Below are 24747 nucleotides of genomic sequence, written 5' to 3'. Positions count from 1 at the left end.
GGCAGTGCACTAGGCTGTTCGAGTGCCGCAGATCACACCTTCCCTGACTGTCCCCAAGACCGCCTCCTCCACCGTCATTTCAGCCCGGAACCTCCGCAAGACCTACGGCGATTTTCATGCCGTGGACGGCATCAGCTTTGACGTGCCCGCAGGGGAGTCCTTCGGGCTCCTCGGCCCCAACGGCGCCGGTAAATCCACCACCATGAAAATGATCGGCGGCGTGTCATCGCGCACCTCCGGAGACCTCAGTGTCATGGGGCTCGACCCTGACCGGTACGGACCCGAGGTACGCGCCCACCTGGGGGTTGTGCCGCAGCAGGACAACCTGGATGAAGACCTGCGCGTGCGCGACAACCTCCTGGCCTACGGCCGGTACTTCGGCCTGCCCAAGAGCTACCTGGGACCCAAGGCTGACGAGCTGCTGGAATTCGCCCAGCTGACAGACAAGTCCAAGGCCCGGATCGAATCCCTCTCCGGCGGAATGAAGCGGCGGCTGACCATCGCCCGGTCGCTCATCAATGACCCGAAGATCCTGCTGCTGGACGAACCGACCACCGGCCTGGACCCGCAGGCTCGCCATATCCTCTGGGACCGGCTGTTCCGGCTCAAGGAAGCCGGCGTCACGCTGATCCTGACCACCCACTACATGGACGAAGCGGAGCAGCTGTGCGACCGCCTGGTGGTGGTGGACAAGGGAAAGATCATGGCGGAAGGATCGCCTGCCGCCCTGATCCGTGAGCACTCCACCCGGGAAGTACTGGAACTGCGCTTCGGTTCTGAACGCAATACAACGGTGGCCGGCGAACTGGAAGGAATCGGGAGCCGGACCGAAACCCTTCCGGACCGCGTCCTGATCTACGCCGACGACGGCGAGGCCGCCCTGGAGGCGGTCAGCTCCCGCGGTCTGCGTCCCATCACCTCGCTGGTGCGCCGCTCATCCCTGGAAGATGTGTTCCTCCGGCTTACCGGTAGGAGCCTCATTGACTGAGCGGCAGCTTTCAGGCAGGCCGGCGGGGGAAGCAGACGTCAACCGGCATGCTGTGCTGGGGCTGCGTTCTCCGCTGACACCGGAGCAAACAGCGTCCCGGGCAAGGCGCTTCGGCGCCTTCTACTACGCCGAAATGTGGATCCGGCGGATGCGCGGCTACGGGTGGACTGTGCTCATGACCGCGGTGGGGACCCCTTTGGTGTACCTCTTCGGTATGGGCGTAGGCCTGGCGTCGCTGGTGGACACGGGTGACGCGGCGTTCGACGCCGGCAACGGCGCCACAGTCTCCTACCTCGTCTTCGTGGCACCTGCCCTGCTGGCCACCGCCGCCATCATGGTGGCCAGCGAAGAAAACACCTATACGGTAATGGGCGGCTTCAAATGGCACCGCACATATTACGGCCCCAACGCGTCGCCGCTTTCCAGCAACCAGCTAGTGGACGGGCACCTGATCGGTTTCTCGGTCCGGCTGCTCATCACTACCGGCACCTACTTCCTGTTCCTGCTGCTCTTCGGCGCAGTGGAACAGCCCGCCACGGCGTGGCTGATGATTTTCACCGCGATTCTCGGCGGTGTGGCCTTCGGCCTGCCGCTGATGGCTTTCAGTGCGTCATTGGTGGAAGACAAGGGCCAGTTCGCGATGGTGCAGCGGTTCATCGTGATGCCGCTGTTCCTGTTCTCCGGCACCTTCTTTCCGCTGGAATCCCTGCCCGGAGCCATCCGGTGGATCGGCTGGATTTCTCCGCTGTGGCACTCCACCGAGCTCGGCCGGGTCCTCAGCTACGGCTACGCCGAGCCGCCGGCACTCACCGCTGTCCACGTGGCGTATCTGCTGCTTCTCGGCTTTGTCGGCTGGGTGCTGGCACGCCGGAACTTCACCCGGAGGCTGGGAAAATGAGCACAGACAACACGACGGCGCCGCCGCGCCTGGCGCCCGCCCAGCTGGACCCGGAGGGCCGTTTTTTGGGGTCCCTCTATGCCCGTAACATCCGGTCCGTGTTCGCCCGCGGGCTGAAGGCCACGTGGGGCAGCAACTGGTCCATCATGATCAGCGGGTTCGTGGAACCGGTGCTGTACCTGGTGGCCATGGGCATTGGTCTGGGTTCCCTGATCGGTACCGTTGCCGGACCGGGCGGTGAGGAGATCGGGTACGCCAACTACATTGCCCCGGCGCTGCTGGCCGTTTCCGCTATGAACGGAGCGGTGTACGACTCCACCATGAACGTCTTCTTCAAGCTCAACTACGCCAAGCTTTACGAAGGCATGCTTGCCACGTCGCTGGGGCCGCTGGACGTCGCACTCGGGGAGATCCTGCTGGCCCTGCTGCGCGGTGCCATGTACGCAACGGGATTCACGGCTGTCATGGCAGCCATGGGGTTGGTGACCTCTCCCTGGGCGCTGCTCATGATTCCCGCGGCGGTGGTGGTGGCCTTCGGGTTTGCCTCCTTCGGCATGGCAATCACCAGTTACATGAAGACCTTTCAGCAGCTGGACTGGGTGAACTTTGTCATGCTGCCCATGTTCCTGTTCTCCGCAACGTTCTATCCGCTCAGCGTCTACCCCCAGGGCATCCAATGGGTGATTCAGGCGCTGCCGCTCTGGCACGGAGTGGAAATGATGCGGCAGCTCAGTGTTGGCATGCTGACCTGGGCAACCGCAGGCCACCTGCTCTACTTCGTGGTCATGATTGGTTTGGGCCTGGTGGTCACGACGGGTCGTCTTCGGTCCCTGTTCCTGAAGTAGCCGTACCTGAAGCAGCCGTTTAGGCGTCCGTTTCACCGGCGGCAGTTTCCAGGCCCTGCCAGGCTGTCTGGAAGATCTGCTCGGTCCTGCCGTCAAAAAGCACAAATTCGACGCTGCGCACCGAACGCGCCGGGTAGTCCCGCACTGTCCGCAGACCGATGTCCGCCACCACGGCAGGATCCCAGCCGTAGATCCCCGCACTAATGGCTGGAAAGGCCACTGTCTGCGCGCCCAGTTCTTCCGCGACGTCCAGGGCGCGGCGGAAGCACGAGGCCAGCAGGGCGGGATCGGTTTCGCCCGCCCGGGCGTTGGGCCCCACCGTGTGGATGACCCAGCCGGCCGGCAGATCGAAACCGGGGGTTGCCACGGCGTCGCCGGTGGGAAGTCCCTGCGCGTAGGTTCCGGCCCGCAGCTCCCGGCAGGCAGCCAGCAGTCCCGGACCGGCGGCGCGGTGAATTGCGCCGTCCACTCCGCCGCCGCCCAGCAGGGAAGAGCTCGCGGCATTCACGATGGCGTCCGCAGTGTTGGTGGTGATGTCTCCGGTGGAAATCAGGATCTGCATGCGGCCCAGTGTGGCACCCGACGTTCCCTGCCCGCCAGCTGCCCCGGCGCAGTTAGGCGGCGCCCGCCCCGTACTCCGTTTGATGTCTTCCGCATCCGCCGGCAGGACGGGACCATGGAAGTGGCAGGCCGGGCCGGTGCCCTCGGGACGATTCCGGCCGGGCAATGAAGAAACCAACCCGGAGGAGTTCCCATGGCTGATCGGTTCGCGGGAAAGACCGCCCTGGTGACAGGCGCAGGGTCAGGCATCGGAAAAGCTGCGGCGGTGGCGCTGGCAGCGGAGGGCGCCAGCGTCGTCGTCAACGATTTGGACCTGGAAGCCGCACAGGCTGTGGTGAACGCCATCTCGGAAGCGGGCGGCACCGCGGTTCCCTCCGTGGGTGACGTGGGGACGGCCGAAGATGTGAAAGGTGCCGTGGACACCGCTGTCAGCGAGTTCGGCGGACTGCACCTGGCTTTCAACAACGCGGGGATCAGCGGCCCGCTGGGGCTGCTGGCGGAGATTGATCTGGAGGGGTACCGCCGGGTCATTGACGTGAACCTCAATTCGGTCTTCTACGGGATGTATTTCCAGATCCCCGAAATGCAGAAGGCCGGGGGAGGGGCGATCGTGAACATGTCCTCCATCCTGGGCGTGGTTGGCTCAGCCACTGCAGTTCCCTATGTCACGGCCAAGCACGGTGTGACGGGGATGACCCGCGCCGCGGCCCTTGGCTACGCGGACCAGAACATCCGGGTGAACTCGGTACACCCCGGGTACATCGACACCCCGCTTCTGGAGGCCCTGCCCCGGGACGTCTATGCGTCCCTGGTGGGACTGCACCCCGCCGGCAGGCTGGGCACCGCGGAGGAGGTGGCCAACGTGGTCCTCTTCCTGCTTTCCGCGCAGGCGGCCTTCGTTACGGGCGCCCAGTACTCGGTGGACGGCGCGTACACCACTCAGTAGGATCCGGGCCAGGCAACAGATTTCGCCCGGGGAGGACGGTTTAACGGCTTCGCTTCGGAGTTTGAGACAATGAAGCCATGCAGTCGCTCCCTAACGGCAAGAAGCCGCAGCCCTCGTCCAAGCCCCGCCGCGGAGTGAGCCAGAAAATGGCAACCTTCGGCATGTCCCTGATGCTTCTGGTCTTCCTGGTTGCCGTGGTTTTCGCAGCCAATGAAAACGACGTCGTCGGGTGGCTGGTTGTCATCATCTCGCTGGGCTGGCTGTGCCTCTTCTCGTTTGTGGTCTTCAGTGTCCGCGGTGCCGCGCGCAAGGCGGGCGCCAAGATTGCCCAGGCCCAGGATTCCTTCAACATGGCGGCCGGCATCACTCCCGGCGTTCAGGTTGTTGACGAAGCCACCACCATCAGGGACCAGAAGCTTGACCACAGCTTCAAGATTGTTCAGGTCCAGGCCCGCGTCATCCGGGAAAACCTCGGCAAGGATGAAGACCAGGTGAACCGCGCCCTGGAGACCATCGAAATCACCTCGCACAACGCCCGGTCCATGATCAAGAAGGACGACGGCGGCCCGGTGGAGGGCACCCTGGTGGACTAGCAGTCCAGCAGAGACCGGGCCCCTGCAGGAGAACCGGAACCAGCCGCGCGGAACGCAACGCGCTCCGCACCCCAACATGAACCGCAGGCTACTGAGGAGTATGGTTATTCGCGTGAGTTTGGCATCAGCAGGAGAAACATCCGGTCCGGCAAAGCCACTGCGCATTGCCACGGTGAACGTGAACGGAATCCGAGCCGCGTACAAGCGCGGAATGGCCGATTGGCTGGCGGAACGGGACATCGACATCCTGTGCCTTCAGGAAGTGCGGGCCCCCGATGCGGTGGTCCGTGAGCTCCTGGGTGACGAGTGGCACATCCTGCATGCCGAAGCTGAAGCCAAAGGGCGGGCAGGTGTTGCCATTGCCTCCCGCATGGAGCCGGCGGCTACCCGGGAGCATATTGGCGACGAGTACTTTGCGCTGTCCGGCCGCTGGGTGGAGGCAGACTTCAAAGTCAGCGTCGAGGGTGCCGAAAAAACGCTCACCGTGGTCAGTGCCTACGTGCATTCCGGCGAGGTGGATACCCCCAAGCAGGTGGATAAATACCGCTTCCTGGACGTGATGACCGAGCGGCTGCCCGCCTTGAAGCAGGAGAGCGACTTTGTCCTGCTGGTCGGCGACCTGAACGTGGGCCACACCCCCCTGGACATCAAGAACTGGAAGGGCAACGTCAAGCGGGCAGGTTTCCTGCCGGAGGAACGTGCCTACTTTGACCGGTTCTTCAGCGAAGAAATCGGCTACACCGACGTAGCCCGCAAGCTGGCCGGCGAGGTTCCCGGTCCGTACACCTGGTGGTCCTGGCGCGGGCAGGCCTTCGACAATGACAGCGGTTGGCGCATCGACTACCACCTCGCAACCAACGGGCTGGCCGAACGCGCCGTATCCGCCGTCGTCGACCGTGCCCCCACCTATGACAGCCGCTTCTCAGACCACGCCCCCGTTGTGGTCGACTACCAGTTCTAAGGGTCTACATCATGAGCACATCCATTCTCTCCGGCCGCCAGCGCATCCTCTCCGGAATGCAGCCCTCCGCGGATTCCCTGCACCTGGGCAACTACCTCGGCGCCCTGGTGAACTGGGTCCGGCTGCAGGACGAGTACGACGCCTACTTCTTCATTCCCGACCTGCATGCGATCACCGTGCCGCAGGACCCTGCCGACCTGCGCCAGCGCACCCGGGTTACCGCGGCCCAGTACATCGCCGGCGGCGTGGACGTGAATAAGGCAACACTGTTCGTGCAGTCGCAGGTTCCCGAGCACGCCCAGCTCGCTTGGGTCCTGAACTGCCTGACCGGATTCGGGGAAGCCTCCCGGATGACGCAGTTCAAGGACAAGCAGCAGCGCTTCGGTGCCGACGCCGCCTCCGTTGGCCTGTTCACTTACCCCATCCTCCAGGTGGCAGACATCCTGCTTTACAACCCGCACGGCGTCCCCGTGGGCGAGGACCAGCGCCAGCACGTTGAACTGAGCCGGGACCTGGCAAAGCGCTTCAACTCCCGATTCGGGGAAACGTTCATTGTTCCCGAGGTGTTTGTGCAGAAGGAAGCCGCAAAGATCTACGATCTGCAGAATCCGACCGCCAAGATGTCCAAGTCCGCGGCGTCGCCGGCGGGACTGATCAACCTGCTTGATACGGATAAGGTCATTGCCAAGCGCATCAAGTCCGCAGTGACGGACGACGGCACGGAAATCCGCTTCGACCGGGAAGCCAAGCCCGGGGTCTCCAACCTCCTGTCCATTTATTCGCTGATTTCGGGCCGGAGCGTGGAAACCTTGGTGAAGGAATACGAAGGAAAGATGTACGGACACCTCAAGGGCGATCTGGCAGAGGTTGTGACGGAGCATGTCCGTCCCATCCGGGAACGGGCCCTGAGCCTGCTCGAAGATCCTGCCGAACTGGACCGGCTGCTCGCGGTGGGCGCCGCGAAGGCCCGGGAGACGGCGTCGGCTACACTGGCCGATGTGTACAACAAAGTTGGTTTCCTGCCTTTGGGTTCCTCCGCGGTCTGACCGATGAGTCTTTCGAATCCTATGATTCAAGCCGCCGTTGGTGATGACGACGGCGGCACGGACGCGTCCGCGTGCGCATGCGTGGGTATCGTGATCGGCATACCGGAACCGATGGCCTCGGAACTTCGCCGGGCCCGGGCCTCCTTCGGGGACCCGATGGCAGCTGTCATTCCGGCGCATATCACCGTGGTCACCACCACCTACACGGATGATTGGGAGGCCACTGCAGCCCATGTGCGTGCAGTGGCCGGCAGCCATGCGCCGTTCGAGGTTGCCCTGCGGGGCACGGGAACCTTCCGTCCGGTCTCACCCGTGGTCTACGTGCAGCTGGGCAGCGGACATGAGGAATGCATTTCCCTGCACAAGGAAATGCAGAGCGGCCCGCTCGCCAGGGACCTGCCCTTCCCCTACCACCCGCACGTCACGGTGGCCCACGACGTCAGTGAGGCCGGCATGGACAGTGCCCTGGAGGCCCTGCGGGACTACGAGGCACGCTTCACGGTGCGCACAGTGGGGCTGTACGAGCATGACGCCACGGGCATCTGGAAACTGCGCGAGAACGTCCCGCTGCGGGGCTAGGCGCTTTTGACGGTACCGTCCGGGGCAGACCCGGGCAGATAGACGTCCGCCCAGGCGGCAATCATGTCCGCAGCGCGGCGTGTCTGGGCGCGGTCCACCATCAGGTGGTTGCTGCCTTCCAGCGAGATGAAGCTCCGCGGATGCCGGGCGGTGGAGAAAATCTCGCTGGCATTGTCGATCCCCACAGTGTTGTCCGTGGGGGAGTGCATGATGAGCAGCGGCAGGTTCAGTTCCCGGATGGAATCGGTCAGGTCGTACGCGGCCAGGTCCTTCAGCAGCTCTTCCCGGATCTTCAGGCTCCCGCCGCCCAGGTCCACCTCCGCTGATCCTTCGTCCCGGATGGTCTGGACTTCGGCTTCAAAGAGGTGCTGGACATGGGACGGCCGGAAGGGAGCAGCGATGGTGACTACTGCACGAAGCCCCGGAACGTCACCGGCAGCAACCAAAACCGCCGCACCGCCGAGGGAGTGGCCGATCAGCAGCGAGACCTCACGTCCCTGTCCGTGCAGGAAGGCGACGGCGCTGGAAATGTCCGCCACTTTGGTGGTGAAGGTACCGTCTTCCCACGCACCGGTGGATCCGCCCAGTCCTGCGGCGTCGTAGCGCAGGACGCCGATGCCGTGCCGGGCCAGCGCCTTGGAAATTCGGGAAGCAGCGGCACTGTTCTTGCCCAGCGTGAATCCGTGGCAGAACACCGCCCAGGCCCGGGCACCGCCGTCGGGCACGTCAATGGTGCCGGCCAGCGTGGTGTTGTTGACGCCCGGAAAGGATACGGACTCGGATACGGGCATAGGGGAAAACCAACCTTAGATCTGTGGAACGGCCGGAGGCGGCGCCCGGCAGCCGCAATGGGCTGCCCGACGCCGCCTCCGGCGGGTGGAGCGTAAATGCTAGACGGAACGGCTCAGGATAGCCTGCTTGACCTCGGCAATTGCCTTAGTCACCTGGATGCCGCGGGGGCATGCTTCCGAGCAGTTGAAGGTGGTGCGGCAGCGCCACACGCCTTCCTTGTCATTGAGGATTTCCAGGCGCATGTCTCCGGCGTCGTCGCGCGAGTCGAAGATGAAGCGGTGGGCGTTCACAATGGCGGCCGGGCCGAAGTACTGCCCGTCGGTCCAGAACACGGGGCAGGACGAGGTGCACGCGGCGCAGAGGATGCACTTGGTGGTGTCGTCGAAGCGCTCCCGGTCCTCGGGGGACTGCAGGCGTTCCTTCGTGGGCTCGTGGCCCTTGCTGACCAGGAACGGCATGACTTCGCGGAAGGACTGGAAGAACGGCTCCATATCCACGATCAGGTCCTTTTCCACGGGAAGGCCCTTGATGGGTTCCACGAGGATGGGCTTGGACGTGTCCAGGTCCTTCAGCAGGGTCTTGCAGGCCAGGCGGTTGCGGCCGTTGATGCGCATGGCATCGGATCCGCAGACACCATGTGCGCAGGAGCGGCGGAAGGACACCGAGCCGTCATGCTCCCACTTGACCTTGTGCAGAGCGTCCAGCACGCGGTCCGTGCCGTACATGGTCAGCTTCCACTCGTCCCAGTATCCTTCGTCAGATACCTCGGGGTTGTAGCGGCGGACCTTGAGCGTGATCTCGAACGAGGGGATTTCCCCGCCCACAGATTCCGGCAGATCAATCTTGGAGGCTGGCTCCGCAATTTCCGTTGTCATTAGTACTTCCTCACCATCGGCTCGTAGCGCGTGAAGATGACCGGCTTGGTGTCCAGTCGAATGCCGGCGGTGTGCTCGTCATTGGCTGCTTCGTCAACCTTGTACGCCATCGAGTGCTTCATGAAATTCTCGTCGTCGCGCTCCGGGAAGTCCTCGCGGAAGTGCCCGCCGCGGGATTCCTCGCGGTGGAGGGCGGCCACGGTCATGACCTTGGCCAGCTCCAGCAGGAAGCCCAGTTCCACGGCTTCCAGGAGGTCCAGATTGAAGCGCTTGCCCTTGTCCTGGACGCTGATCTTCTTGTACCGCTCTTCGAGCGAGGCAATGTCGGTCAGGACCTGGTTCAGGGTGTCCGCGGTGCGGAACACCTGCATGTTGGCATCCATGGTGTTCTGCAGGTCCCGGCGGATTACGGCAACCCGTTCGGTTCCTTCGGAGTTGCGCACCAGGTCCAGGAGTTCGATCGTGGTGGCTTCCGGGTTTTCCGGCAGGTCCACGAAATCAGCGGTCAGGGCGTACTCGGCGGCGTTGATGCCGGCGCGCTTGCCGAAGACGTTGATGTCCAGCAGGGAGTTGGTGCCCAGGCGGTTGGAACCGTGCACGGAAACACAGGCAACTTCACCGGCGGCATACAGGCCCGGAACAACGGTGTCGTTGTCCTGGAGGACCTCGGCCTTGATGTTGGTGGGGATGCCGCCCATGGCGTAGTGCGCCGTCGGGAAGACCGGAACCGGCTCCGTGTAGGGCTCCACGCCAAGGTAGGTGCGGGCGAACTCGGTGATGTCCGGGAGCTTGGCATCAATGTGTGCCGGTTCCAGGTGCGTCAGGTCCAGCAGGACGTAATCCTTGTTGGGGCCGCAGCCCCGGCCTTCACGGACTTCGTTGGCCATGGAGCGGGCCACGATGTCACGCGGGGCAAGGTCCTTGATGGTGGGGGCGTAGCGCTCCATGAAGCGCTCACCCTCCGAGTTGCGCAGGATGGCACCTTCACCGCGGGCTGCTTCGGAAAGCAGGATGCCCAGGCCGGCGAGGCCTGTCGGGTGGAACTGGAAGAACTCCATGTCTTCCAGGGGGATTCCGCGGCGGAACGCGATGCCCATGCCGTCACCGGTGAGGGTGTGGGCGTTGGAGGTGGTCTTGAAGACCTTGCCGGCACCGCCGGAAGCAAAGACCACGGACTTGGCCTGGAAGACATGCAGCTCGCCGCTGGCCAGGTCATAGGAGACGACGCCGGCGACGCGCTTCTGTCCGAAGCTGTCCTCGACGGTCAGCAGGTCCAGCACGTAGTACTCGTTGTAGAACTCCACATTGTGCTTCACGCAGTTTTGGTAGAGCGTCTGGAGGATCATGTGGCCGGTGCGGTCAGCGGCGTAGCATGCACGGCGGACCGGAGCCTTGCCGTGATCGCGGGTGTGGCCGCCGAAACGCCGCTGGTCGATGCGTCCCTCCGGCGTGCGGTTGAACGGAAGACCCATCTTTTCCAGGTCCAGCACGGCGTCGATGGCTTCTTTGGCCATGACTTCCGCGGCGTCCTGGTCCACCAGGTAATCGCCACCCTTGACGGTGTCAAAGGTGTGCCATTCCCAGTTATCTTCTTCGACGTTCGCCAGTGCTGCACACATGCCGCCCTGTGCCGCACCGGTGTGCGAACGCGTGGGGTACAGCTTGGTCAGTACAGCCGTACGTGCGCGCTGGCCTGATTCGATGGCGGCACGCATCCCGGCGCCGCCGGCGCCGACAATTACGACGTCGTACTTATGGACCTGCATACCAGATGCTCTTTCTGTTGAAGCTGAGAAAACTTAGTGGTGCTCCGTGACTCCGTTTCCGGACCCGGCTCCTGCCTTGCAGAAGTTACGCCTTGCAGAAATCGGCGATGAGGTCTGCGGGGGCGCCGGCGGGGCAGGGATCGAAGGTGAAGATCACCAGGGTGCCGAGCACGATGATCACCAGGGATGCGATGTAGAGAATGCTCTTCAGCGTCATCCGGGTGGTGTTCTTGTCCGCGTAGTCATTGATGATCACGCGGACGCCGTTGGTGCCGTGCAGCATGGCCAGCCAAAGCATGACCAGGTCCCAGACCTGCCAGAGCGGGCTGGCCCACTTTCCGGCAACAAAGCCGAAGTCGATGGCATGGACGCCGTCGCCCACCATGAGGTTGACGAAGAGGTGGGTGAAGATCAGCACGATCAGGATGGCGCCGGAGATGCGCATGAAGAGCCAGGCCAGCATCTCAAAGTTGCCTTTGCCGCCCGGGGTGCGGACGTATTTGGGGGAGATGCGGCCGGAGCGCGGAGCCTCAATGGAGACGGCCTCGTTGGTTGTTGTACTCATGGCTTAGTGACCCCCGAAAACGATGGGAAGGTGGCGAACGGAGAAACCGATCATGGTGATCACCCAAAGGCCAACGACGCTCCACAGCATCTGGCGCTGGTATTTCGGGCCCTTCTTCCAAAAATCGATCAGGATAACGCGCACGCCGTTGAAAGCGTGGAACACAATGGCGCCAACGAGGCCGAGCTCGCCGAGGCCCATGATGGGGTTCTTGTACGCGCCAATCACAACGTTGTAGGCCTCCGGTGAAACTCGCACCAGTGAGGTATCCAAAACGTGGACCAACAGGAAGAAGAAAATCACCACGCCGGTAATGCGGTGGGCTACCCAGGACCACTGGCCTTCACGGCCGCGGTAGAGAGTGCCTGCTGGTAACTTCGACACTGAATTTTCCTCCCTGCGACGCAGCGGCGCTGGCGTGTCTTCCACGCAGTGATGACGCCGGTGCGACAGCAATATAAGCTCAAGCATAATCTAGGTCCCCGCGACGGCGCTTTCAATTTAGGTGGCCCTATCATGTGACCCTCGTTACACTCCGGCGGCGCCCGGCGGCAGCGCCGAAGAGAACACGGGAGTCCTTCCGGTTCGCAGGCCGGTCCGTCGGCTAATCTTGGCACTGATGAGTACAGAACCGAGCCCCGAAAATTTCTCCGCGGACTTTGACCGCTTCTACGGCGTCATTCCGGCCGGTGGCGTGGGCACCCGCCTGTGGCCGCTGTCCCGGGCCGCTGCCCCCAAGTTCCTGCATGACCTGACGGGCTCGGGATCCACCCTCATCCGGGCCACCTATGACCGGCTGCGCCCGCTCAGCGGTGACCGGGTCATGGTGGTGACGGGCACCCTGCACCGCCAGGCGGTCCGGAAGCAGCTGCCGGAAATCACCAATGAAAACCTGGTCCTGGAACTGGAGCCCAAGGACTCCGCGGCCGCGATCGGCCTTGCGGCGGCGATCCTCTATAAGAGGGATCCCAGCATCATCATGGGTTCATTCGCTGCGGACCAGGTCATTGCGCCGGTGGAGGTTTTCCAGGACGCAGTCCGGGAGGCCATCCACACCGCAGCGCAGGGGTACATCGTGACCATCGGCATCCACCCCACCCATGCTGCAACCGGGTTCGGGTACATCCGTGCCGGGGAGCCCCTGGACATTGCCGGCGCACCCAGCGCGCACGCCGTTGTCGAATTCGTGGAGAAGCCTTCGGAAGAAGTGGCCCGCACCTACCTGAAGAACGGCCACTACAGCTGGAACGCAGGGATGTTCGTGGCTCCGGTGGACCTGATGCTCAAGCACCTGGAAGCCAACGAGCCCGAACTCCACGTGGGGCTGATGGAAATTGCCGAGGCCTGGGACACCCCCAACCGCCGCGCCGTGGTTCGCCGCGTCTGGCCCACTCTGCCCAAGACCGCCATCGACTACGCGGTGGCGGAGCCCGCTGCGGCGGCCGGCGATGTTGCCATGATTCCGGGCATCTTCAACTGGGACGACGTCGGAGACTTTGCCGCGATCGGCCGCCTGAACCCCGCAGCCGAAAACAGTGAGCTGACCGTCATGGGCGAGGGCGCCCGGGTGTACTCGGAAAACGCGTCAGGCATTGTGGTGTCCGATACCAAGCGGGTTATCGCCCTGATCGGCATCGAGGATGTTGTCATTGTGGACACTCTGGATGCCCTGCTGGTGACCACCAAGGAACACGCCCAGGAAGTCAAGAAGGCAGTGGAGCACCTGAAGGCCAGCGGCGACACCGACGTCCTCTAGCTGACCTCCGAAGCGGCGCCGCGAACCTTCCGCGGCGCCGCTTTGGCGTCCGTATGGCGGAACATCGTCACACTGTTCCCGCAACAGCAGCCTCAGTGGCTAACCTTTAAGTTGTGCCTACCATCCCACTGAACAGTTCACCGGTCCCTTCCATGCGGGGCAGCGTTGCTCCCATCCTGGGCGAGCTGATCTCGTTCCGCCGGGACCTGCACCAGCACCCGGAGCTGTCGACGAAGGAACTCCGCACCACCGACAGGATTGTGGACGCGCTCCAGGATGCAGGCCTGAAGCCCATCCGGCTCGAGGGCACCGGCGCCTACGTGGATATCGGCGAGGGTCCGCTGCGCATCGGCCTGCGTGCGGACATCGATGCCCTGCCGGTGCTCGAAGAGACCGGCCTGCCCTACGCCTCAGTCAATACCGGCATCACCCATGCCTGCGGCCACGACATCCACACCACCGTGATGGTGGGCGTGGCGCGGATCCTGGCGAAGCTGGACGCCGCCGGCGCACTCGGAGGGCGGGTCCGGGTCATCTTCCAGCCCGCTGAAGAGGTAATGCCCGGCGGGGCGCTGGGCGTCATCGCCCAGGGCGTCCTCGAAGGAGTGCCGCGGATCCTGGCGCTGCACTGTGACCCGAGGATCGACGTCGGGCAGGTTGGCACCCGCATCGGGGCCATCACCTCCGCCTCCGACACCATTCGCATTGAACTGGCCGGACGCGGCGGGCACACCTCCCGGCCGCACCTCACCGAGGACCTCGTGTTTGCCCTGGCGGAAATTGCCGTCAGCGTTCCCGCAGTTCTTTCCCGCCGCATCGACGTGCGCAGCGGTGTGTCAGTTGTCTGGGGGCAGATGCATGCCGGATCCGCGCCCAACGCCATTCCCGCACACGGTTTCATGTCCGGCACCATGCGCTGCCTCGACGCAGAGGCCTGGCATGCTGCAGGCGTTCTCCTTGACGACGTCGTACGGCAGACCGCGGCACCGTTCGGTGTGGATGTCACTTTGGAACACATCAGGGGAGTGCCCCCGGTGATCAACGCCGACGCCGAAACCAGCCTGATCGAGGCGGCGGCCCGGGCGGAGCTGGGCGATGACTCCATTGTGCTGGCCCCCCAGTCCATGGGCGGAGAGGACTTCGCCTGGATGACCCAGGAAGTCCCCGGAGCCCTGATGCGGCTGGGAACCCGGACGCCCGGCGGCGAAACCTACGACCTGCACCGCGGGGACTACAACCCCGATGAACTAGCGGTCAGCACCGGAGTCAGCGTGATGGCAGCAGCGGCTGTGCGTGCAGCCCGGGGGCTGCGGCACTAGCTCCGCCGCCTGCTGCTGTGCGGCCGGGTAACTCTTCTGAGGTCATACGCAGACGTTCTGCGTCTTTTGCTTGCAAAAAATAACAACATGTAAACAATGTGCCCTCCAGCACGCCATGTGGCTTAGGCACTGTGTTCCAGGCCATAGGATTAGGGGTGCTGCGATCCGACGATGTGCGGAGCGCCGCACCACGCGACGGCCGGCCCTCACTGAGCGGCAGGTACCGCCAGCCCTCACTGAGCGGCAGGAACAGAGTATTTCTGCGCGTGGCACCCCATTTCTTTTCTGGAGGAACATTGAAGAACTTCCCGCGCAGCTTCAAGCGCAATGCCGGCGTTTCCGCCGCCATGCTCGGCGTGTCGGCACTCCTGCTCTCCGGCTGCGGCGCGGCCCCCGATGAAGAAGGAAGCTCCGCTGAGGGAGCCACCGACTTCCTGGGCTGCATGGTTTCCGACTCCGGCGGATTCGATGACAACTCGTTCAACGAATCCACGTACAACGGTCTGATGAAGGCCAAGGACGACCTCAAGATCGAAACCAAGGAAGCCGAGTCGCAGTCCGAAACGGACTTTACGCCGAACCTGGACAGCATGGTCCAGGCCAACTGCGACCTGACCATCACGGTTGGCTACCTGCTGGCGGACGCGACCAAGGCTACGGCTGAGGCCAACCCGGACCTGAACTTCGCGATCGTTGACGACCAGTCCATCGAGGCTGACAACGTCAAGCCGATCATCTATGACACGGCCCAGGCCGCGTTCCTGGCAGGATACGTCGCAGCCGGCTCCACCCAGACCGGAAAGGTTGCCACGTACGGCGGCCTGGACATTCCCACGGTGACCATCTTCATGGACGGCTTCGACCAGGGCGTGAAGTACTACAACGAGCAGAACGGCACCGATGTTGCCGTCCTCGGCATGGATTCCTTCACGGGCAGCTTTGACGACGTCTCTGCAGGAAAGACCACCACGCAGAACTTCCTTAACGAAGGTGCGGACATCATCATGCCCGTCGCCGGTCCGGTTGGCGCCGGCACCATCGACGCCGTAGTGGCCGCCAATGCCTCCGGCAAGGACGCCAAGGTCATCTGGGTGGACTCCGACGGGTACGAGACCCTCTCCTCCGGCAATGAAGTCATCCTGACCTCCGTCATGAAGCTGATGGGTGAAGCCGTGGAAGACGTCATCAGCACCGACGTGGACGACAAATTCGACAACACCCCGTACATCGGCACTCTGGAGAACGGCGGCGTTGCACTGGCTCCGTTCCACGACCAGGAAGCCAACGTTCCGGACGAGGTGAAGACCTCCGTCGAGGACATCAAGGAAAAGATCATTTCCGGAGAGATCACGGTTGAATCCGATTCAAGCCCGAAGTAGCTTCCGGGCGCTTTTGCCGGTGGCCGGAGATTGTGCCGGACACTGAAAGCACCGAACGCACCAAATGACCGCCGTTTTCCCGGCAGCCTTGCCTGCCGGGAAAACGGCGTTTGTTCTGTGTCGGTAGTGTTCTCCCTTATTTACCCAAAAACAGATTGGTTGGGGTTTTGAAACTCGAACTCAAGGGCATCACGAAGCGTTTTGGCACGTTCGTGGCCAATGACCACATTGATTTGGTGGTTGAACCCGGGCAGGTCCACAGCCTGCTCGGCGAAAACGGCGCGGGCAAGTCCACGCTCATGAACGTGCTGTATGGACTGTACGAGCCCAGCGAGGGTGAAATCCTGGTTGACGACCGGCCCGTCACCTTCAGTGGACCCTCTGACGCCATGGCCGCAGGAATTGGAATGGTGCACCAGCACTTCATGCTGGTGCCCGTCTTCACCGTCGCGGAAAACGTTGCCCTCGGCGACGAGAAAACCACGTTTGGCGGCATGCTGAACCTGGACCAGACGCGCCGGCGCATCCGGGAAATCTCCGACCAGTACGGGTTCGACGTCGATCCCGACGCAGTGGTGGAAGACCTGCCGGTGGGCGTGCAGCAGCGGGTCGAAATCATCAAGGCCCTGATTCGGGACGCCCGGGTCCTGATCCTGGATGAACCGACCGCCGTTTTGACGCCGCGGGAAACGGACGAGCTGCTCGGCATCATGCGCCAGCTCACCGACGACGGCAAGTCGGTGGTCTTCATCTCGCACAAGCTGCGGGAAGTGAAGGCTGTATCGGATGTCATCACGGTCATCCGCCGGGGCAAGGTGGTCGGCTCCGCCGATCCCAGCGCCTCCACCACGGAACTGGCTTCCCTGATGGTTGGACGCTCCGTCAGCCTGAACCTCAACAAGGAACCGGCCACTCCGGGGGATGAGACGTTCGTGGTCGAAAACCTCACGGTCGCCTCCGCCGCCGGCCCGGCCTTCCTCGACTCGGTCAGCTTCGGCATCCGCCGCGGTGAGATCCTCGCCCTGGCCGGAGTCCAGGGCAACGGACAGACCGAACTGACCGAGGCCATCATGGGCCTGCAGGAACACGTGAGCGGGTCCATCCGCCTCAACGGCAAGGAGCTGGTGGGACGCAAGACCCGCGAGGTCATCGACGCCGGAGTGGGCTTTGTCCCCGAAGACCGCAATGTTGACGGCCTGGTGGGAACCTTCTCCGTGGCTGAAAACCTGGTCCTGAACCGCTACGACAGAGCCCCCTTTGCGCGCGGCCTGTCGATGCGCCCGGCAGTGATTCAGGAGAACGCCGCCGAAAAGATCTCCGAGTTCGACATCCGCACGCAGTCGGCCCACGCCGCTGCCGGCACCCTGTCCGGCGGAAACCAGCAAAAGGTGGTGATGGCCCGCGAGCTGTCCCGCCCGCTGGAGCTCTTCATCGCCTCGCAGCCCACCCGTGGCGTGGACGTGGGATCCATCGAGTTCCTGCACCGGCGCATCATTTCCGAACGCGACGTCGGCACTCCGGTGCTGATCGTGTCCACGGAACTGGACGAGGTACTGGAACTGGCGGACCGGATTGCCGTGCTCTACGGCGGACGGCTGATGGGCATTGTTCCGGCCAACACCTCCCGCGACGTGCTGGGCCTGATGATGGCCGGCATGCACGCGGATGAAGCAACAGCGCACCACACAGATTCCAAGGGAGGGGCCCAGTGAGCCCGGAGGATTCCACCAAGCAGGACCCGCCGGGGGAGGCCAGCGCAGCCGCTGCCGAAACCGCCCGGCTCGAGAGTGCGGCAGACGCACCCGGCACGGCGGCAGCTCCGCCGACGATCCCGGCAAAGTCAGCCGGCAGCGAGGCCGGAGGCCCCCAGCAGTCAGCACTGCGGCGGGTGCTGTCCGGCCACGCCATGGTCTCGGTCCTCTCCGTTCTGCTGGCCCTCATTGTGGGCGGCATCCTGATTGCCGCCACCGATGAGGAAGTTGCCGCCTCGGCGTCGTACTTCTTCTCCCGGCCCACAGACCTGCTCTCCGCAGCCTGGTCGGCCGCATCCGGCGCCTACATGGCACTGTTCCAGGGATCAGTCCTGAACTTCGAGGCTGAAACCCCGGCGCGCTTCTTCTATCCGCTGACCCAGACCCTCACGGTGGCAACCCCGCTGATCCTGGCCGGGCTCGGCGTCGCCGTCGCCTTCCGCACCGGACTGTTCAACATCGGTGCGCAGGGCCAGATCATCATCGGTGCTGCCATGGCTGCCTGGGTGGGCTTCGCCGTCCACCTGCCCGCCGGCCTGCACCTGCTGCTGGTTATCGTCGCAGGTATGCTCGGCGGCGCCATCTGGGCCGGCATCGCCGGTGCCCTGAAGGCCAAGACCGGTGCCCACGAGGTCATTGTGACCATCATGCTCAACTACGTGGCCATCAACCTGGTCCTGTTCATGCTCAGCACCCCTGCCTTCCAGCGTCCCGGGTCCTCGAACCCGATCAGCCCCCAGCTGGATGCGAACGCCATGTTCCCGCCGCTGCTGGGCAGCGGGTTCCGCCTGCACTGGGGCTTTGTCCTGGCCGTACTGGCCACCATCTTCATCTGGTGGCTGATGAACCGTTCCACTGTGGGCTTTGAGCTCAAGGCCGTGGGCGCAAACCCGTCGGCTGCCCGCAACGCAGGCATCAGCACCACCAAGGGCTACATCGTGGTCATGCTGATCGCCGGCGCCCTGTCCGGGCTGGCCGGTGTGGCCCAGGTATCCGGTACCGAAAAGGTACTGACCTCCGGCGTCGCCGCCAGCTTCGGCTTCGACGCCATCACGGTTGCCCTGCTGGGCCGCTCCAGCCCCTGGGGCACCTTTGCGGCAGGCGTGCTGTTCGGCGCTTTCCGTGCCGGCGGCGTGACAATGCAGACCAACACGGGCACCAGCATCGACATTGTCCTGGTGGTGCAGTCACTGATCGTGCTGTTCATTGCGGCCCCGCCGCTGGTGCGGTCGCTGTTCCGCATCCCGGCACCCGGAGCGTTCAAGACGTCCGGCAAGAGAACGTCCACGAAGACCGAGTCTGCCGGAGGCGCAGCATGAGTACCGCAACAACGCTTCTGGAACCAAGGCCGGCCGCCGTCGGCGTCCGCAGCTGGAAGACTCCGGTCATCCTCATTGTCCTGGCCCTTGTGGGGCTGGCCGTCTTCGCCCTGGGCGCGCCGTCCAATGACGTCACCTTCCGTCTCTCCGACCCCGGGGAGACCCTGGTGCTGCCCGACGCGGTGGTCTCTGCGCCCGTGGTTGGCTGGCTCACCGCCCTGGTGATGCTCGCTGCCGCAGTGTGGGCTTTCCTGCTGACCCGCCGCGGGGACCGGGTGCCCGGATGGCTGGTGGCCGTCTTTGGAGTGGCCTTCGTCGCCGGCTTCCTGACCTGGGTGGTCGGCAGTGCCCAAACCCCCAATGTGGCCCTGTACGGGCTGCTCTCGGGCTCCTTTGCCCTGGCCATCCCGCTGATCTTCGGGTCGCTCTCCGGCGTACTCTGCGAACGCTCCGGCGTGGTGAACATCGCCATTGAAGGGCAGCTGCTCTTCGGCGCCTTTGCCGCCGCCGTCGCGGGATCGCTCTCCGGAAACGCTTTCGTGGGGCTCTTCGCCGCTGCCGTGGCCGGCGCCCTTGTGTCGCTGGTCCTGGCCGTGTTCAGCATCAAATACCTGGTGAACCAGGTCATTGTGGGCGTGGTCCTGAACGTGCTGGTCTCCGGCCTGACCGGCTTCCTGTTCTCCACCCTGCTGTCCTCGGACACCGCCAAGTGGAACAGTCCGCCGTCGCTGCCGCCCATCCGAATCCCGCTGCTGGCGGACATCCCGATCATCGGACCGATCCTGTTTAACCAGTCCATCGTCGGTTACCTCATGTACATCGCCCTGGCCGCTGTGTACTTCGGCCTGTTCCACTCCAAGTGGGGCCTGCGCACCCGCGCCGTGGGAGAGCACCCCAAGGCTGCCGACACGCTTGGTGTCAATGTGAACCGCACCCGGTTCATCAACGTTCTGCTGGCCGGTGTGGTCGCCGGAATCGGCGGTGCCTTCTTCACCCTGGTCTCCGTCTCCGCCTTCAACCGGGACATGACGGGCGGCCAGGGCTACATTGCCCTGGCAGCACTGATCCTGGGCCGCTGGAACCCGCTCGGGGCCCTGCTCGCCGCGCTCCTGTTTGGCTTCGCCACCAACCTCCAGTACGTCCTGAGCCTCTTGGGCACCTCAGTGCCCAACCAGTTCCTGGCCATGCTGCCGTACGTCGTGACGATCTTTGCGGTGGCCGGCGTGGTCGGGAAGTCCCGGGGGCCGGCGGCCAGCGGAGTGCCGTACGTCAAGGAATAAGTTCAACCCGGCGGGCGGCTCCGGCCGCCCGCCACTAGCTAGGACTGTTATGACCAAGGAAGAAACCGCGGGCGCGCCGATCGACTGGGATGCCCTGCAGGACACCGCACGGGCCGCTCTGGCCCACGCCTACGTGCCCTATTCGAAGTACCCCGTGGGAGCAGCCGCGCTCACCGACGACGGCCGGATCATCTCCGGCTGCAACGTGGAGAACGCCTCCTACGGACTGACCCTCTGCGCCGAGTGTGCCCTGGTCAGTTCACTGCACATGACCGGCGGCGGGCGCCTGGCGGCATTCGTGTGCGTGGACGGCGCCGGGGAGATCCTGATGCCCTGCGGCCGGTGCCGGCAGCTGCTGTACGAGTTCCGGGCACCAGCCATGCAGCTCATGACCGTCAGCGGCATCCGGACCATGGACGAAGTCCTGCCCGATGCCTTTGGACCCCAGCACTTGGAAGGGCAGGACCCCGCATGAAAAGCGAACAATTCGACGCCGTGGACATCATCGGCATCAAGCGGGACAGGGGCACCCTGTCTCCGGAACAGATCGACTGGACAATTGACGCCTACACCCGGGGCGCCATCGCGGACGAGCAGATGGCCGCGCTGAACATGGCCATCCTGCTCAACGGCATGAGCCGGCAGGAAATTTCCCGCTGGACGGCCGCCATGATCGCTTCGGGCATCCGGATGGACTTCTCCTCCCTGGGCAAGCCGACCACCGACAAGCACTCCACCGGAGGCGTGGGGGACAAGATCACCCTGCCCCTGGCACCGCTCGTCGCCGTTTTCGGCGTTGCTGTTCCGCAGCTTTCCGGCCGCGGCCTGGGGCACACCGGCGGCACCTTGGACAAGCTGGAGGCCATCCCCGGCTGGCGCGCCAATCTGTCCAATGACGAGATCATGGCCCAGCTGGCCGACGTCGGTGCCGTCATCTGTGCCGCCGGCACCGGGCTGGCTCCGGCGGACAAGAAACTGTACGCACTGCGTGACGTGACGGGGACGGTTGAAGCCATCCCGCTGATTGCCTCCTCCATCATGAGCAAGAAGATCGCTGAAGGTACCGGCTCCCTGATCCTTGACGTCAAGGTGGGGTCCGGCGCCTTCATGAAGGATGAAGCCAACGCACGCGAACTGGCTGAAACCATGGTGGCGCTGGGCAAGGACGCCGGGGTCAACACCGTGGCGCTGCTGACGAACATGTCCACTCCGCTGGGCCTCACGGCCGGCAACGCCATTGAGGTGGAGGAATCCGTTGAGGTCCTCGCCGGCGGCGGCCCGGCGGATGTCGTGGAACTGACCGTCCGGCTGGCCGGGGAAATGCTGGCAGCTGCCGGCCTGCCCGACGCCGATCCGGAAGCCGCGCTGAAGGACGGCCGGGCAATGGACGTCTGGCGGCGCATGATTTCCGCACAGGGCGGCGATCCCGACGCCAAGCTGCCGCAGGCGCGGGAGTCCGAAACCATTTACGCACCCGCAGACGGTGTCCTGGTGGAGCTCGACGCACTGTCCGTTGGAGTGGCTGCCTGGCGGCTCGGCGCGGGCCGGGCCCGCAAAGAGGACGAGGTCCAGGCCGGCGCGGGCGTCCGCATGCACGCCAAGCCCGGCGCCCCGGTCCGCGCTGGCCAGCCGCTGATGACGCTGCTGACGGATACCCCGGAGAAGTTTGAGCGTGCCCGCGAAGCCCTGGCGGACGCCGTCGTTATTGCTCCCGAGGGATCACGTCCGGTGCAGAAGCTGATTCTCGACCGCATCAGCTGAACACTGACTGACCGGCGCGCCCCCGGGCGGGCGCGCCGGTTGGCGGGCACCGATGTGATGGTGGCATCGTTGTAGATACCAGAGACCGAGCCGAGGAGACCCGCCTGGACGTGCTGAGCAGCGCAATGGACAGCATCAACAACTTCATCCTGATTTCCGCAGATGCCTGGTGGGTGTACTTGGCGTTGTTCGCGTTCTGCCTGATTGACGGTTTCTTTCCGCCCGTCCCCAGCGAATCCCTGGTGGTGGGACTGGCCGCCCTGGTTGCCACCGGTGCCGGGCCCAACCCCTGGCTAATCATGGCCGCTGCCGCATGCGGTGCTTTCCTGGGTGACAACTTCGCCTACCTGCTGGGGCGGCGGATCGGCATCGAACGGTTTCGGTGGATGCGCGGGCCCCGCATGCAGCGCGGATTCGTCTGGGCCCGGAAGGAGCTGGACCACCGCTCGGTCTCGCTCATCCTGGTGGCCCGCTTCATTCCCATCGGGCGCGTGGTGGTCAACCTCACCGCCGGAGGCACAGGGTTTCCGCGGCGGGTCTTTGTTTCGCTGACCGCCGTGTCAGCCGTGGCCTGGGCCGGTTACAGCGTTGCCATCGGTGCGCTGGCCGGAAGATGGTTCAAGGAAAACCATCTTCTGGGCGTGGTGGTGGCCATTGCGGTTGCCATGGTCCTGGGCCTGATCATTGACCGGATCATCACCAAGCTGCGCGGCCCCACGCCGCTGGGAACCAGCCGCGAGGAAGCCCGGCTCCGCCACGAAGCGGCCCAGGCAGCCCGGAGGGCACACCCCGCCCGGACCTCCCGCAGCGGCGCCCCCCAAGCGGAAGACAGGTCCGAAGCGCCCTGAACCCGGCGGAGAAACCCGCCGCACTCGGAAGGCGTGCCGCAGCTCACGTAGAGTTGGCACCGTGACTGAGCCCATACTGCTTCCTGCCTCTGACCCGACTCTCGATATCCGCAGCCTGCCGAAGGTGTCGCTGCATGACCATCTCGACGGCGGCCTGCGCCCGGAAACCATCATTGAACTTGCCGCAGCTGCGGGACACGAGCTTCCCGCCACGGATCCTGTGGCACTGGGGCAGTGGTTCCGCGAGTCGGCCGACTCCGGGTCGCTGGAGCGCTACTTGGAAACCTTTGACCACACGATTGCCGTCATGCAGACCCGCGAAGGCCTTATCCGGGTGGCACGCGAGTTCGTTGAGGACCTGGCCGATGACGGCGTGGTGTACGCCGAGATCCGGTGGGCTCCCGAGCAGCACCTGAGCGGCGGCCTGAGCCTGGACGAAGCGGTGGAAGCAGTGCAGGAAGGCCTGGAGGCCGGTGTGGACGCCGTTGAAGAAGGCGGGCGCCTCATCCAGGTGGGCCAGCTCATCAGCGCCATGCGGCATGCCGACCGTGCGATGGAACTCGCCGAACTGGCTGTCCGGCACCGCTACAACGGAGCCGTTGGCTTTGACATAGCCGGCGCCGAGGACGGCTTCCCGGCCTCCCGCTTTGCCGACGCCTTCACATACCTGGCTGAAAACCAGTTCCCCGTCACCGTCCACGCCGGCGAAGCAGCCGGACTGGAGAGCATCAGGGATGCCCTGGTGCACGGGCGGGCACTGCGGCTGGGCCACGGCGTCCGGATTGCCCAGGATATTGACGTGGAGTTCGACGCCGAAACTGAAGAGGGCGCCGACGGCGCCGCGGGGCAGGAGACGGACGCCGAGGTGGGCCTGGTTTCCATCGGCCAGGTGGCCGCATGGGTCCGGGACCGGGGAATTCCCTTGGAAATCTGCCCTTCCTCCAACCTGCAGACCGGCGCCATTACGTCCTTCGGCGAGGACATCGAGGCGCACCCCATCGATCTGCTGTACCAGACCGGTTTCCAGGTCACGGTGAACACCGACAACCGGCTGATGAGCGGCGTCACGCTGACCGGCGAATTCGAGCTGTTGGCGGACGCCTTCGATTACGACCTGGACGACATCCTGGAGCTCACCATGAACGCAGTGGATGCCGCTTTCCTTCCGCTGGAAGAGCGCGACGCACTGGCCGCCTACGTGACGGACGGCTTCAACCAGGCCCGTGGCTGACCAGGACCCCACCGACGACGGCGGTGACCTGGGCCGGCGGTTCACCCGCCTGGCCCAGGTGGTCGCCATCCTGCGGGAGCGCTGCCCGTGGACCGGGGCACTGACGCATCAGTCCCTGTTGGAGTACCTCATCGAGGAAGCCTATGAAGTGGCGGAGGCGGTGGAAACCGGGCACACCGGCCCCGACGACGCCCGCGAACTGGCCGGCGAGCTGGGCGATGTCCTGTTCCAGGTCCTGCTGCATGCACGGCTGCAGGAGGAATCCGGCCACTTTGGCATAGCCGATGTAGTGGAATCGCTCACAGCCAAAATGATTCGCCGCAATCCGCACGTCTTTGCCCCTGACGGCTCGGTGCGTGCCACCGTTACAGCAGATACCGCCGAAGTGGAGCAGGCCTGGGACGCAGTGAAGCGCCGGGAAAAGCCGGAACGGACTTCACCCTTCGACGGAATCCCTGCCGGTCTTCCGGCGCTCCTGCTGGCCGCCAAAACGCAGGAGCGGGCCCGCCGTGCCGGGCTGGAGGTGCCTTCACCCACACCGGAAGCCGCCGCCGGGCATACCTGGCAGGGGTCCGATGAGCTGGGAGATCACCTGTTCGACGTCGTTGCCCAGGCGCAGGCGCAGGGGCTGGATGCGGAAGCTGCCCTCCGGGAGGCAGTACGCCGGTTTACGGCCGGCCGCTAAGGC

25 protein-coding genes are annotated in these 24747 nt (G+C 64.5%); 19 read left to right on the top strand and 6 right to left on the bottom strand.

Going from position 1 to position 24747, the window contains the following annotated elements:
• The first annotated feature begins 22 nt into the window (after positions 1 to 22).
• The 3 genes from ACIQXM_RS02230 to ACIQXM_RS02220 are packed head-to-tail and all read left to right on the top strand — an operon-like array spanning position 23 to position 2731.
• Entirely contained in the window at positions 23 to 988 is a 966-nt protein-coding gene (locus ACIQXM_RS02230; RefSeq protein WP_400926943.1) for an ABC transporter ATP-binding protein, read from the top strand.
• On the top strand, positions 981 to 1886 hold the full coding sequence (locus ACIQXM_RS02225; protein WP_400926940.1) for an ABC transporter permease: 906 nt from the start codon (positions 981 to 983) through the stop codon (positions 1884 to 1886). The genes ACIQXM_RS02230 and ACIQXM_RS02225 overlap by 8 nt, the downstream gene beginning before the upstream one ends.
• Positions 1883 to 2731 carry an ABC transporter permease gene (locus ACIQXM_RS02220; protein WP_400926937.1) on the top strand — a complete coding sequence of 283 codons (849 nt, stop codon included), beginning with the start codon at positions 1883 to 1885 and terminating at the stop codon, positions 2729 to 2731. The genes ACIQXM_RS02225 and ACIQXM_RS02220 overlap by 4 nt, the downstream gene beginning before the upstream one ends.
• Positions 2732 to 2750: 19 nt before the next feature.
• Here the strand turns inward: ACIQXM_RS02220 and ACIQXM_RS02215 are convergent, their stop codons facing one another.
• Complete coding sequence (locus tag ACIQXM_RS02215) at positions 2751 to 3293, bottom strand: O-acetyl-ADP-ribose deacetylase (RefSeq protein ID WP_400926934.1); 543 nt, start codon at positions 3291 to 3293, stop codon at positions 2751 to 2753.
• 192 nt (positions 3294 to 3485) lie between these two features.
• Here ACIQXM_RS02215 and ACIQXM_RS02210 point away from each other — a divergent pair, with 192 nt between their 5' ends.
• The 5 genes from ACIQXM_RS02210 (at position 3486) to ACIQXM_RS02190 (ending at position 7417) form a co-directional block, all read left to right on the top strand.
• The gene (locus ACIQXM_RS02210; RefSeq protein ID WP_400926932.1) at positions 3486 to 4238 is read left to right on the top strand and encodes an SDR family NAD(P)-dependent oxidoreductase; all 753 of its coding nucleotides are present in this window, start codon (positions 3486 to 3488) and stop codon (positions 4236 to 4238) included.
• Between the two features lie 77 nt (positions 4239 to 4315).
• Positions 4316 to 4831: a hypothetical protein gene (locus ACIQXM_RS02205; RefSeq protein ID WP_400926929.1), complete on the top strand. Its 516-nt coding sequence runs from the start codon at positions 4316 to 4318 to the stop codon at positions 4829 to 4831.
• Between the two features lie 112 nt (positions 4832 to 4943).
• Positions 4944 to 5792 carry an exodeoxyribonuclease III gene (locus ACIQXM_RS02200; protein ID WP_400926926.1) on the top strand — a complete coding sequence of 283 codons (849 nt, stop codon included), beginning with the start codon at positions 4944 to 4946 and terminating at the stop codon, positions 5790 to 5792.
• A gap of 11 nt (positions 5793 to 5803) precedes the next feature.
• Positions 5804 to 6838, top strand: coding sequence for a tryptophan--tRNA ligase (gene trpS / locus ACIQXM_RS02195; RefSeq protein ID WP_400926923.1), 1035 nt, complete (start codon positions 5804 to 5806; stop codon positions 6836 to 6838).
• A gap of 21 nt (positions 6839 to 6859) precedes the next feature.
• On the top strand, positions 6860 to 7417 hold the full coding sequence (locus ACIQXM_RS02190) for a 2'-5' RNA ligase family protein (protein WP_400926920.1): 558 nt from the start codon (positions 6860 to 6862) through the stop codon (positions 7415 to 7417).
• Here the strand turns inward: ACIQXM_RS02190 and ACIQXM_RS02185 are convergent.
• From ACIQXM_RS02185 to sdhC, 5 genes are all read right to left on the bottom strand, one after another.
• A complete protein-coding gene (locus ACIQXM_RS02185; RefSeq protein WP_400926917.1) occupies positions 7414 to 8208 on the bottom strand; it encodes an alpha/beta hydrolase family protein in 795 nt (264 codons plus the stop codon). The genes ACIQXM_RS02190 and ACIQXM_RS02185 overlap by 4 nt on opposite strands.
• Positions 8209 to 8307: 99 nt before the next feature.
• Positions 8308 to 9084, bottom strand: a complete 777-nt coding sequence (locus tag ACIQXM_RS02180; RefSeq protein ID WP_400926914.1) for a succinate dehydrogenase iron-sulfur subunit — start codon at positions 9082 to 9084, stop codon at positions 8308 to 8310.
• On the bottom strand, positions 9084 to 10850 hold the full coding sequence (gene sdhA / locus ACIQXM_RS02175; RefSeq protein WP_400926911.1) for a succinate dehydrogenase flavoprotein subunit: 1767 nt from the start codon (positions 10848 to 10850) through the stop codon (positions 9084 to 9086). The genes ACIQXM_RS02180 and sdhA overlap by 1 nt, the downstream gene beginning before the upstream one ends.
• Positions 10851 to 10935: 85 nt before the next feature.
• Positions 10936 to 11415, bottom strand: a complete 480-nt coding sequence (locus tag ACIQXM_RS02170) for a succinate dehydrogenase hydrophobic membrane anchor subunit (RefSeq protein ID WP_400926909.1) — start codon at positions 11413 to 11415, stop codon at positions 10936 to 10938.
• 3 nt (positions 11416 to 11418) lie between these two features.
• The gene (gene sdhC / locus ACIQXM_RS02165; protein WP_400926906.1) at positions 11419 to 11799 is read right to left on the bottom strand and encodes a succinate dehydrogenase, cytochrome b556 subunit; all 381 of its coding nucleotides are present in this window, start codon (positions 11797 to 11799) and stop codon (positions 11419 to 11421) included.
• Between the two features lie 235 nt (positions 11800 to 12034).
• Between sdhC and ACIQXM_RS02160 the strand changes: the two genes are divergently transcribed.
• The 11 genes from ACIQXM_RS02160 to ACIQXM_RS02110 all read left to right on the top strand — a co-directional run bounded on the left by ACIQXM_RS02160 (position 12035) and on the right by ACIQXM_RS02110 (position 24744).
• Positions 12035 to 13171 carry a mannose-1-phosphate guanylyltransferase gene (locus ACIQXM_RS02160; RefSeq protein ID WP_400926903.1) on the top strand — a complete coding sequence of 379 codons (1137 nt, stop codon included), beginning with the start codon at positions 12035 to 12037 and terminating at the stop codon, positions 13169 to 13171.
• A 152-nt stretch (positions 13172 to 13323) separates the two neighbouring features.
• Positions 13324 to 14490: an amidohydrolase gene (locus ACIQXM_RS02155; RefSeq protein WP_400927729.1), complete on the top strand. Its 1167-nt coding sequence runs from the start codon at positions 13324 to 13326 to the stop codon at positions 14488 to 14490.
• Between the two features lie 296 nt (positions 14491 to 14786).
• Positions 14787 to 15869, top strand: coding sequence for a BMP family protein (locus tag ACIQXM_RS02150; RefSeq protein ID WP_400926900.1), 1083 nt, complete (start codon positions 14787 to 14789; stop codon positions 15867 to 15869).
• 167 nt (positions 15870 to 16036) lie between these two features.
• Positions 16037 to 17581, top strand: a complete 1545-nt coding sequence (locus ACIQXM_RS02145) for an ABC transporter ATP-binding protein (protein ID WP_400926897.1) — start codon at positions 16037 to 16039, stop codon at positions 17579 to 17581.
• Positions 17578 to 18939: an ABC transporter permease gene (locus ACIQXM_RS02140; protein WP_400926895.1), complete on the top strand. Its 1362-nt coding sequence runs from the start codon at positions 17578 to 17580 to the stop codon at positions 18937 to 18939. The genes ACIQXM_RS02145 and ACIQXM_RS02140 overlap by 4 nt, the downstream gene beginning before the upstream one ends.
• Complete coding sequence (locus ACIQXM_RS02135) at positions 18936 to 20219, top strand: ABC transporter permease (RefSeq protein ID WP_400926892.1); 1284 nt, start codon at positions 18936 to 18938, stop codon at positions 20217 to 20219. Before ACIQXM_RS02140 ends, ACIQXM_RS02135 begins: the two co-directional genes overlap by 4 nt.
• Before the next feature lie 49 nt (positions 20220 to 20268).
• Positions 20269 to 20694: a cytidine deaminase gene (locus ACIQXM_RS02130; protein WP_400926889.1), complete on the top strand. Its 426-nt coding sequence runs from the start codon at positions 20269 to 20271 to the stop codon at positions 20692 to 20694.
• Positions 20691 to 21980 (top strand): thymidine phosphorylase, encoded by a 1290-nt coding sequence (locus ACIQXM_RS02125; protein ID WP_400926886.1) that lies wholly within the window; start codon positions 20691 to 20693, stop codon positions 21978 to 21980. The genes ACIQXM_RS02130 and ACIQXM_RS02125 overlap by 4 nt, the downstream gene beginning before the upstream one ends.
• Before the next feature lie 125 nt (positions 21981 to 22105).
• Complete coding sequence (locus tag ACIQXM_RS02120; protein ID WP_400927726.1) at positions 22106 to 22828, top strand: DedA family protein; 723 nt, start codon at positions 22106 to 22108, stop codon at positions 22826 to 22828.
• Positions 22829 to 22889: 61 nt separating this feature from the next.
• Positions 22890 to 24059, top strand: coding sequence for an adenosine deaminase (locus tag ACIQXM_RS02115; RefSeq protein ID WP_400926883.1), 1170 nt, complete (start codon positions 22890 to 22892; stop codon positions 24057 to 24059).
• Positions 24052 to 24744 (top strand): MazG nucleotide pyrophosphohydrolase domain-containing protein, encoded by a 693-nt coding sequence (locus ACIQXM_RS02110; protein WP_400926880.1) that lies wholly within the window; start codon positions 24052 to 24054, stop codon positions 24742 to 24744. The genes ACIQXM_RS02115 and ACIQXM_RS02110 overlap by 8 nt, the downstream gene beginning before the upstream one ends.
• The last annotated feature ends 3 nt before the right edge of the window (positions 24745 to 24747 follow it).

The sequence above is a fragment of the Arthrobacter sp. NPDC097144 genome (genome assembly GCF_044762205.1).
In the GTDB taxonomy this organism is placed as follows: domain Bacteria; phylum Actinomycetota; class Actinomycetes; order Actinomycetales; family Micrococcaceae; genus Arthrobacter_B.
The sequence above is the reverse complement of the archived record's forward strand: the minus strand, read 5'-3'. Positions and strand labels throughout refer to the sequence as shown.

What these genes read in the sequence shown, in the direction of transcription:
- ACIQXM_RS02185 (WP_400926917.1), bottom strand. Translation starts at nt 8,208, where the DNA reads ATGCCCGTATCCGAGTCCGTATCCTTTCCGGGCGTCAACAACACCACG.
- ACIQXM_RS02205 (WP_400926929.1), top strand. Translation starts at nt 4,316, where the DNA reads ATGCAGTCGCTCCCTAACGGCAAGAAGCCGCAGCCCTCGTCCAAGCCC.
- ACIQXM_RS02135 (WP_400926892.1), top strand. Translation starts at nt 18,936, where the DNA reads ATGAGTACCGCAACAACGCTTCTGGAACCAAGGCCGGCCGCCGTCGGC.
- ACIQXM_RS02120 (WP_400927726.1), top strand. Translation starts at nt 22,106, where the DNA reads ATGGACAGCATCAACAACTTCATCCTGATTTCCGCAGATGCCTGGTGG.
- ACIQXM_RS02210 (WP_400926932.1), top strand. Translation starts at nt 3,486, where the DNA reads ATGGCTGATCGGTTCGCGGGAAAGACCGCCCTGGTGACAGGCGCAGGG.
- ACIQXM_RS02160 (WP_400926903.1), top strand. Translation starts at nt 12,035, where the DNA reads ATGAGTACAGAACCGAGCCCCGAAAATTTCTCCGCGGACTTTGACCGC.
- ACIQXM_RS02155 (WP_400927729.1), top strand. Translation starts at nt 13,324, where the DNA reads ATGCGGGGCAGCGTTGCTCCCATCCTGGGCGAGCTGATCTCGTTCCGC.
- sdhA (WP_400926911.1), bottom strand. Translation starts at nt 10,850, where the DNA reads ATGCAGGTCCATAAGTACGACGTCGTAATTGTCGGCGCCGGCGGCGCC.
- ACIQXM_RS02130 (WP_400926889.1), top strand. Translation starts at nt 20,269, where the DNA reads ATGACCAAGGAAGAAACCGCGGGCGCGCCGATCGACTGGGATGCCCTG.
- ACIQXM_RS02190 (WP_400926920.1), top strand. Translation starts at nt 6,860, where the DNA reads ATGATTCAAGCCGCCGTTGGTGATGACGACGGCGGCACGGACGCGTCC.
- trpS (WP_400926923.1), top strand. Translation starts at nt 5,804, where the DNA reads ATGAGCACATCCATTCTCTCCGGCCGCCAGCGCATCCTCTCCGGAATG.
- ACIQXM_RS02125 (WP_400926886.1), top strand. Translation starts at nt 20,691, where the DNA reads ATGAAAAGCGAACAATTCGACGCCGTGGACATCATCGGCATCAAGCGG.
- ACIQXM_RS02170 (WP_400926909.1), bottom strand. Translation starts at nt 11,415, where the DNA reads ATGAGTACAACAACCAACGAGGCCGTCTCCATTGAGGCTCCGCGCTCC.
- ACIQXM_RS02215 (WP_400926934.1), bottom strand. Translation starts at nt 3,293, where the DNA reads ATGCAGATCCTGATTTCCACCGGAGACATCACCACCAACACTGCGGAC.
- ACIQXM_RS02180 (WP_400926914.1), bottom strand. Translation starts at nt 9,084, where the DNA reads ATGACAACGGAAATTGCGGAGCCAGCCTCCAAGATTGATCTGCCGGAA.
- ACIQXM_RS02220 (WP_400926937.1), top strand. Translation starts at nt 1,883, where the DNA reads ATGAGCACAGACAACACGACGGCGCCGCCGCGCCTGGCGCCCGCCCAG.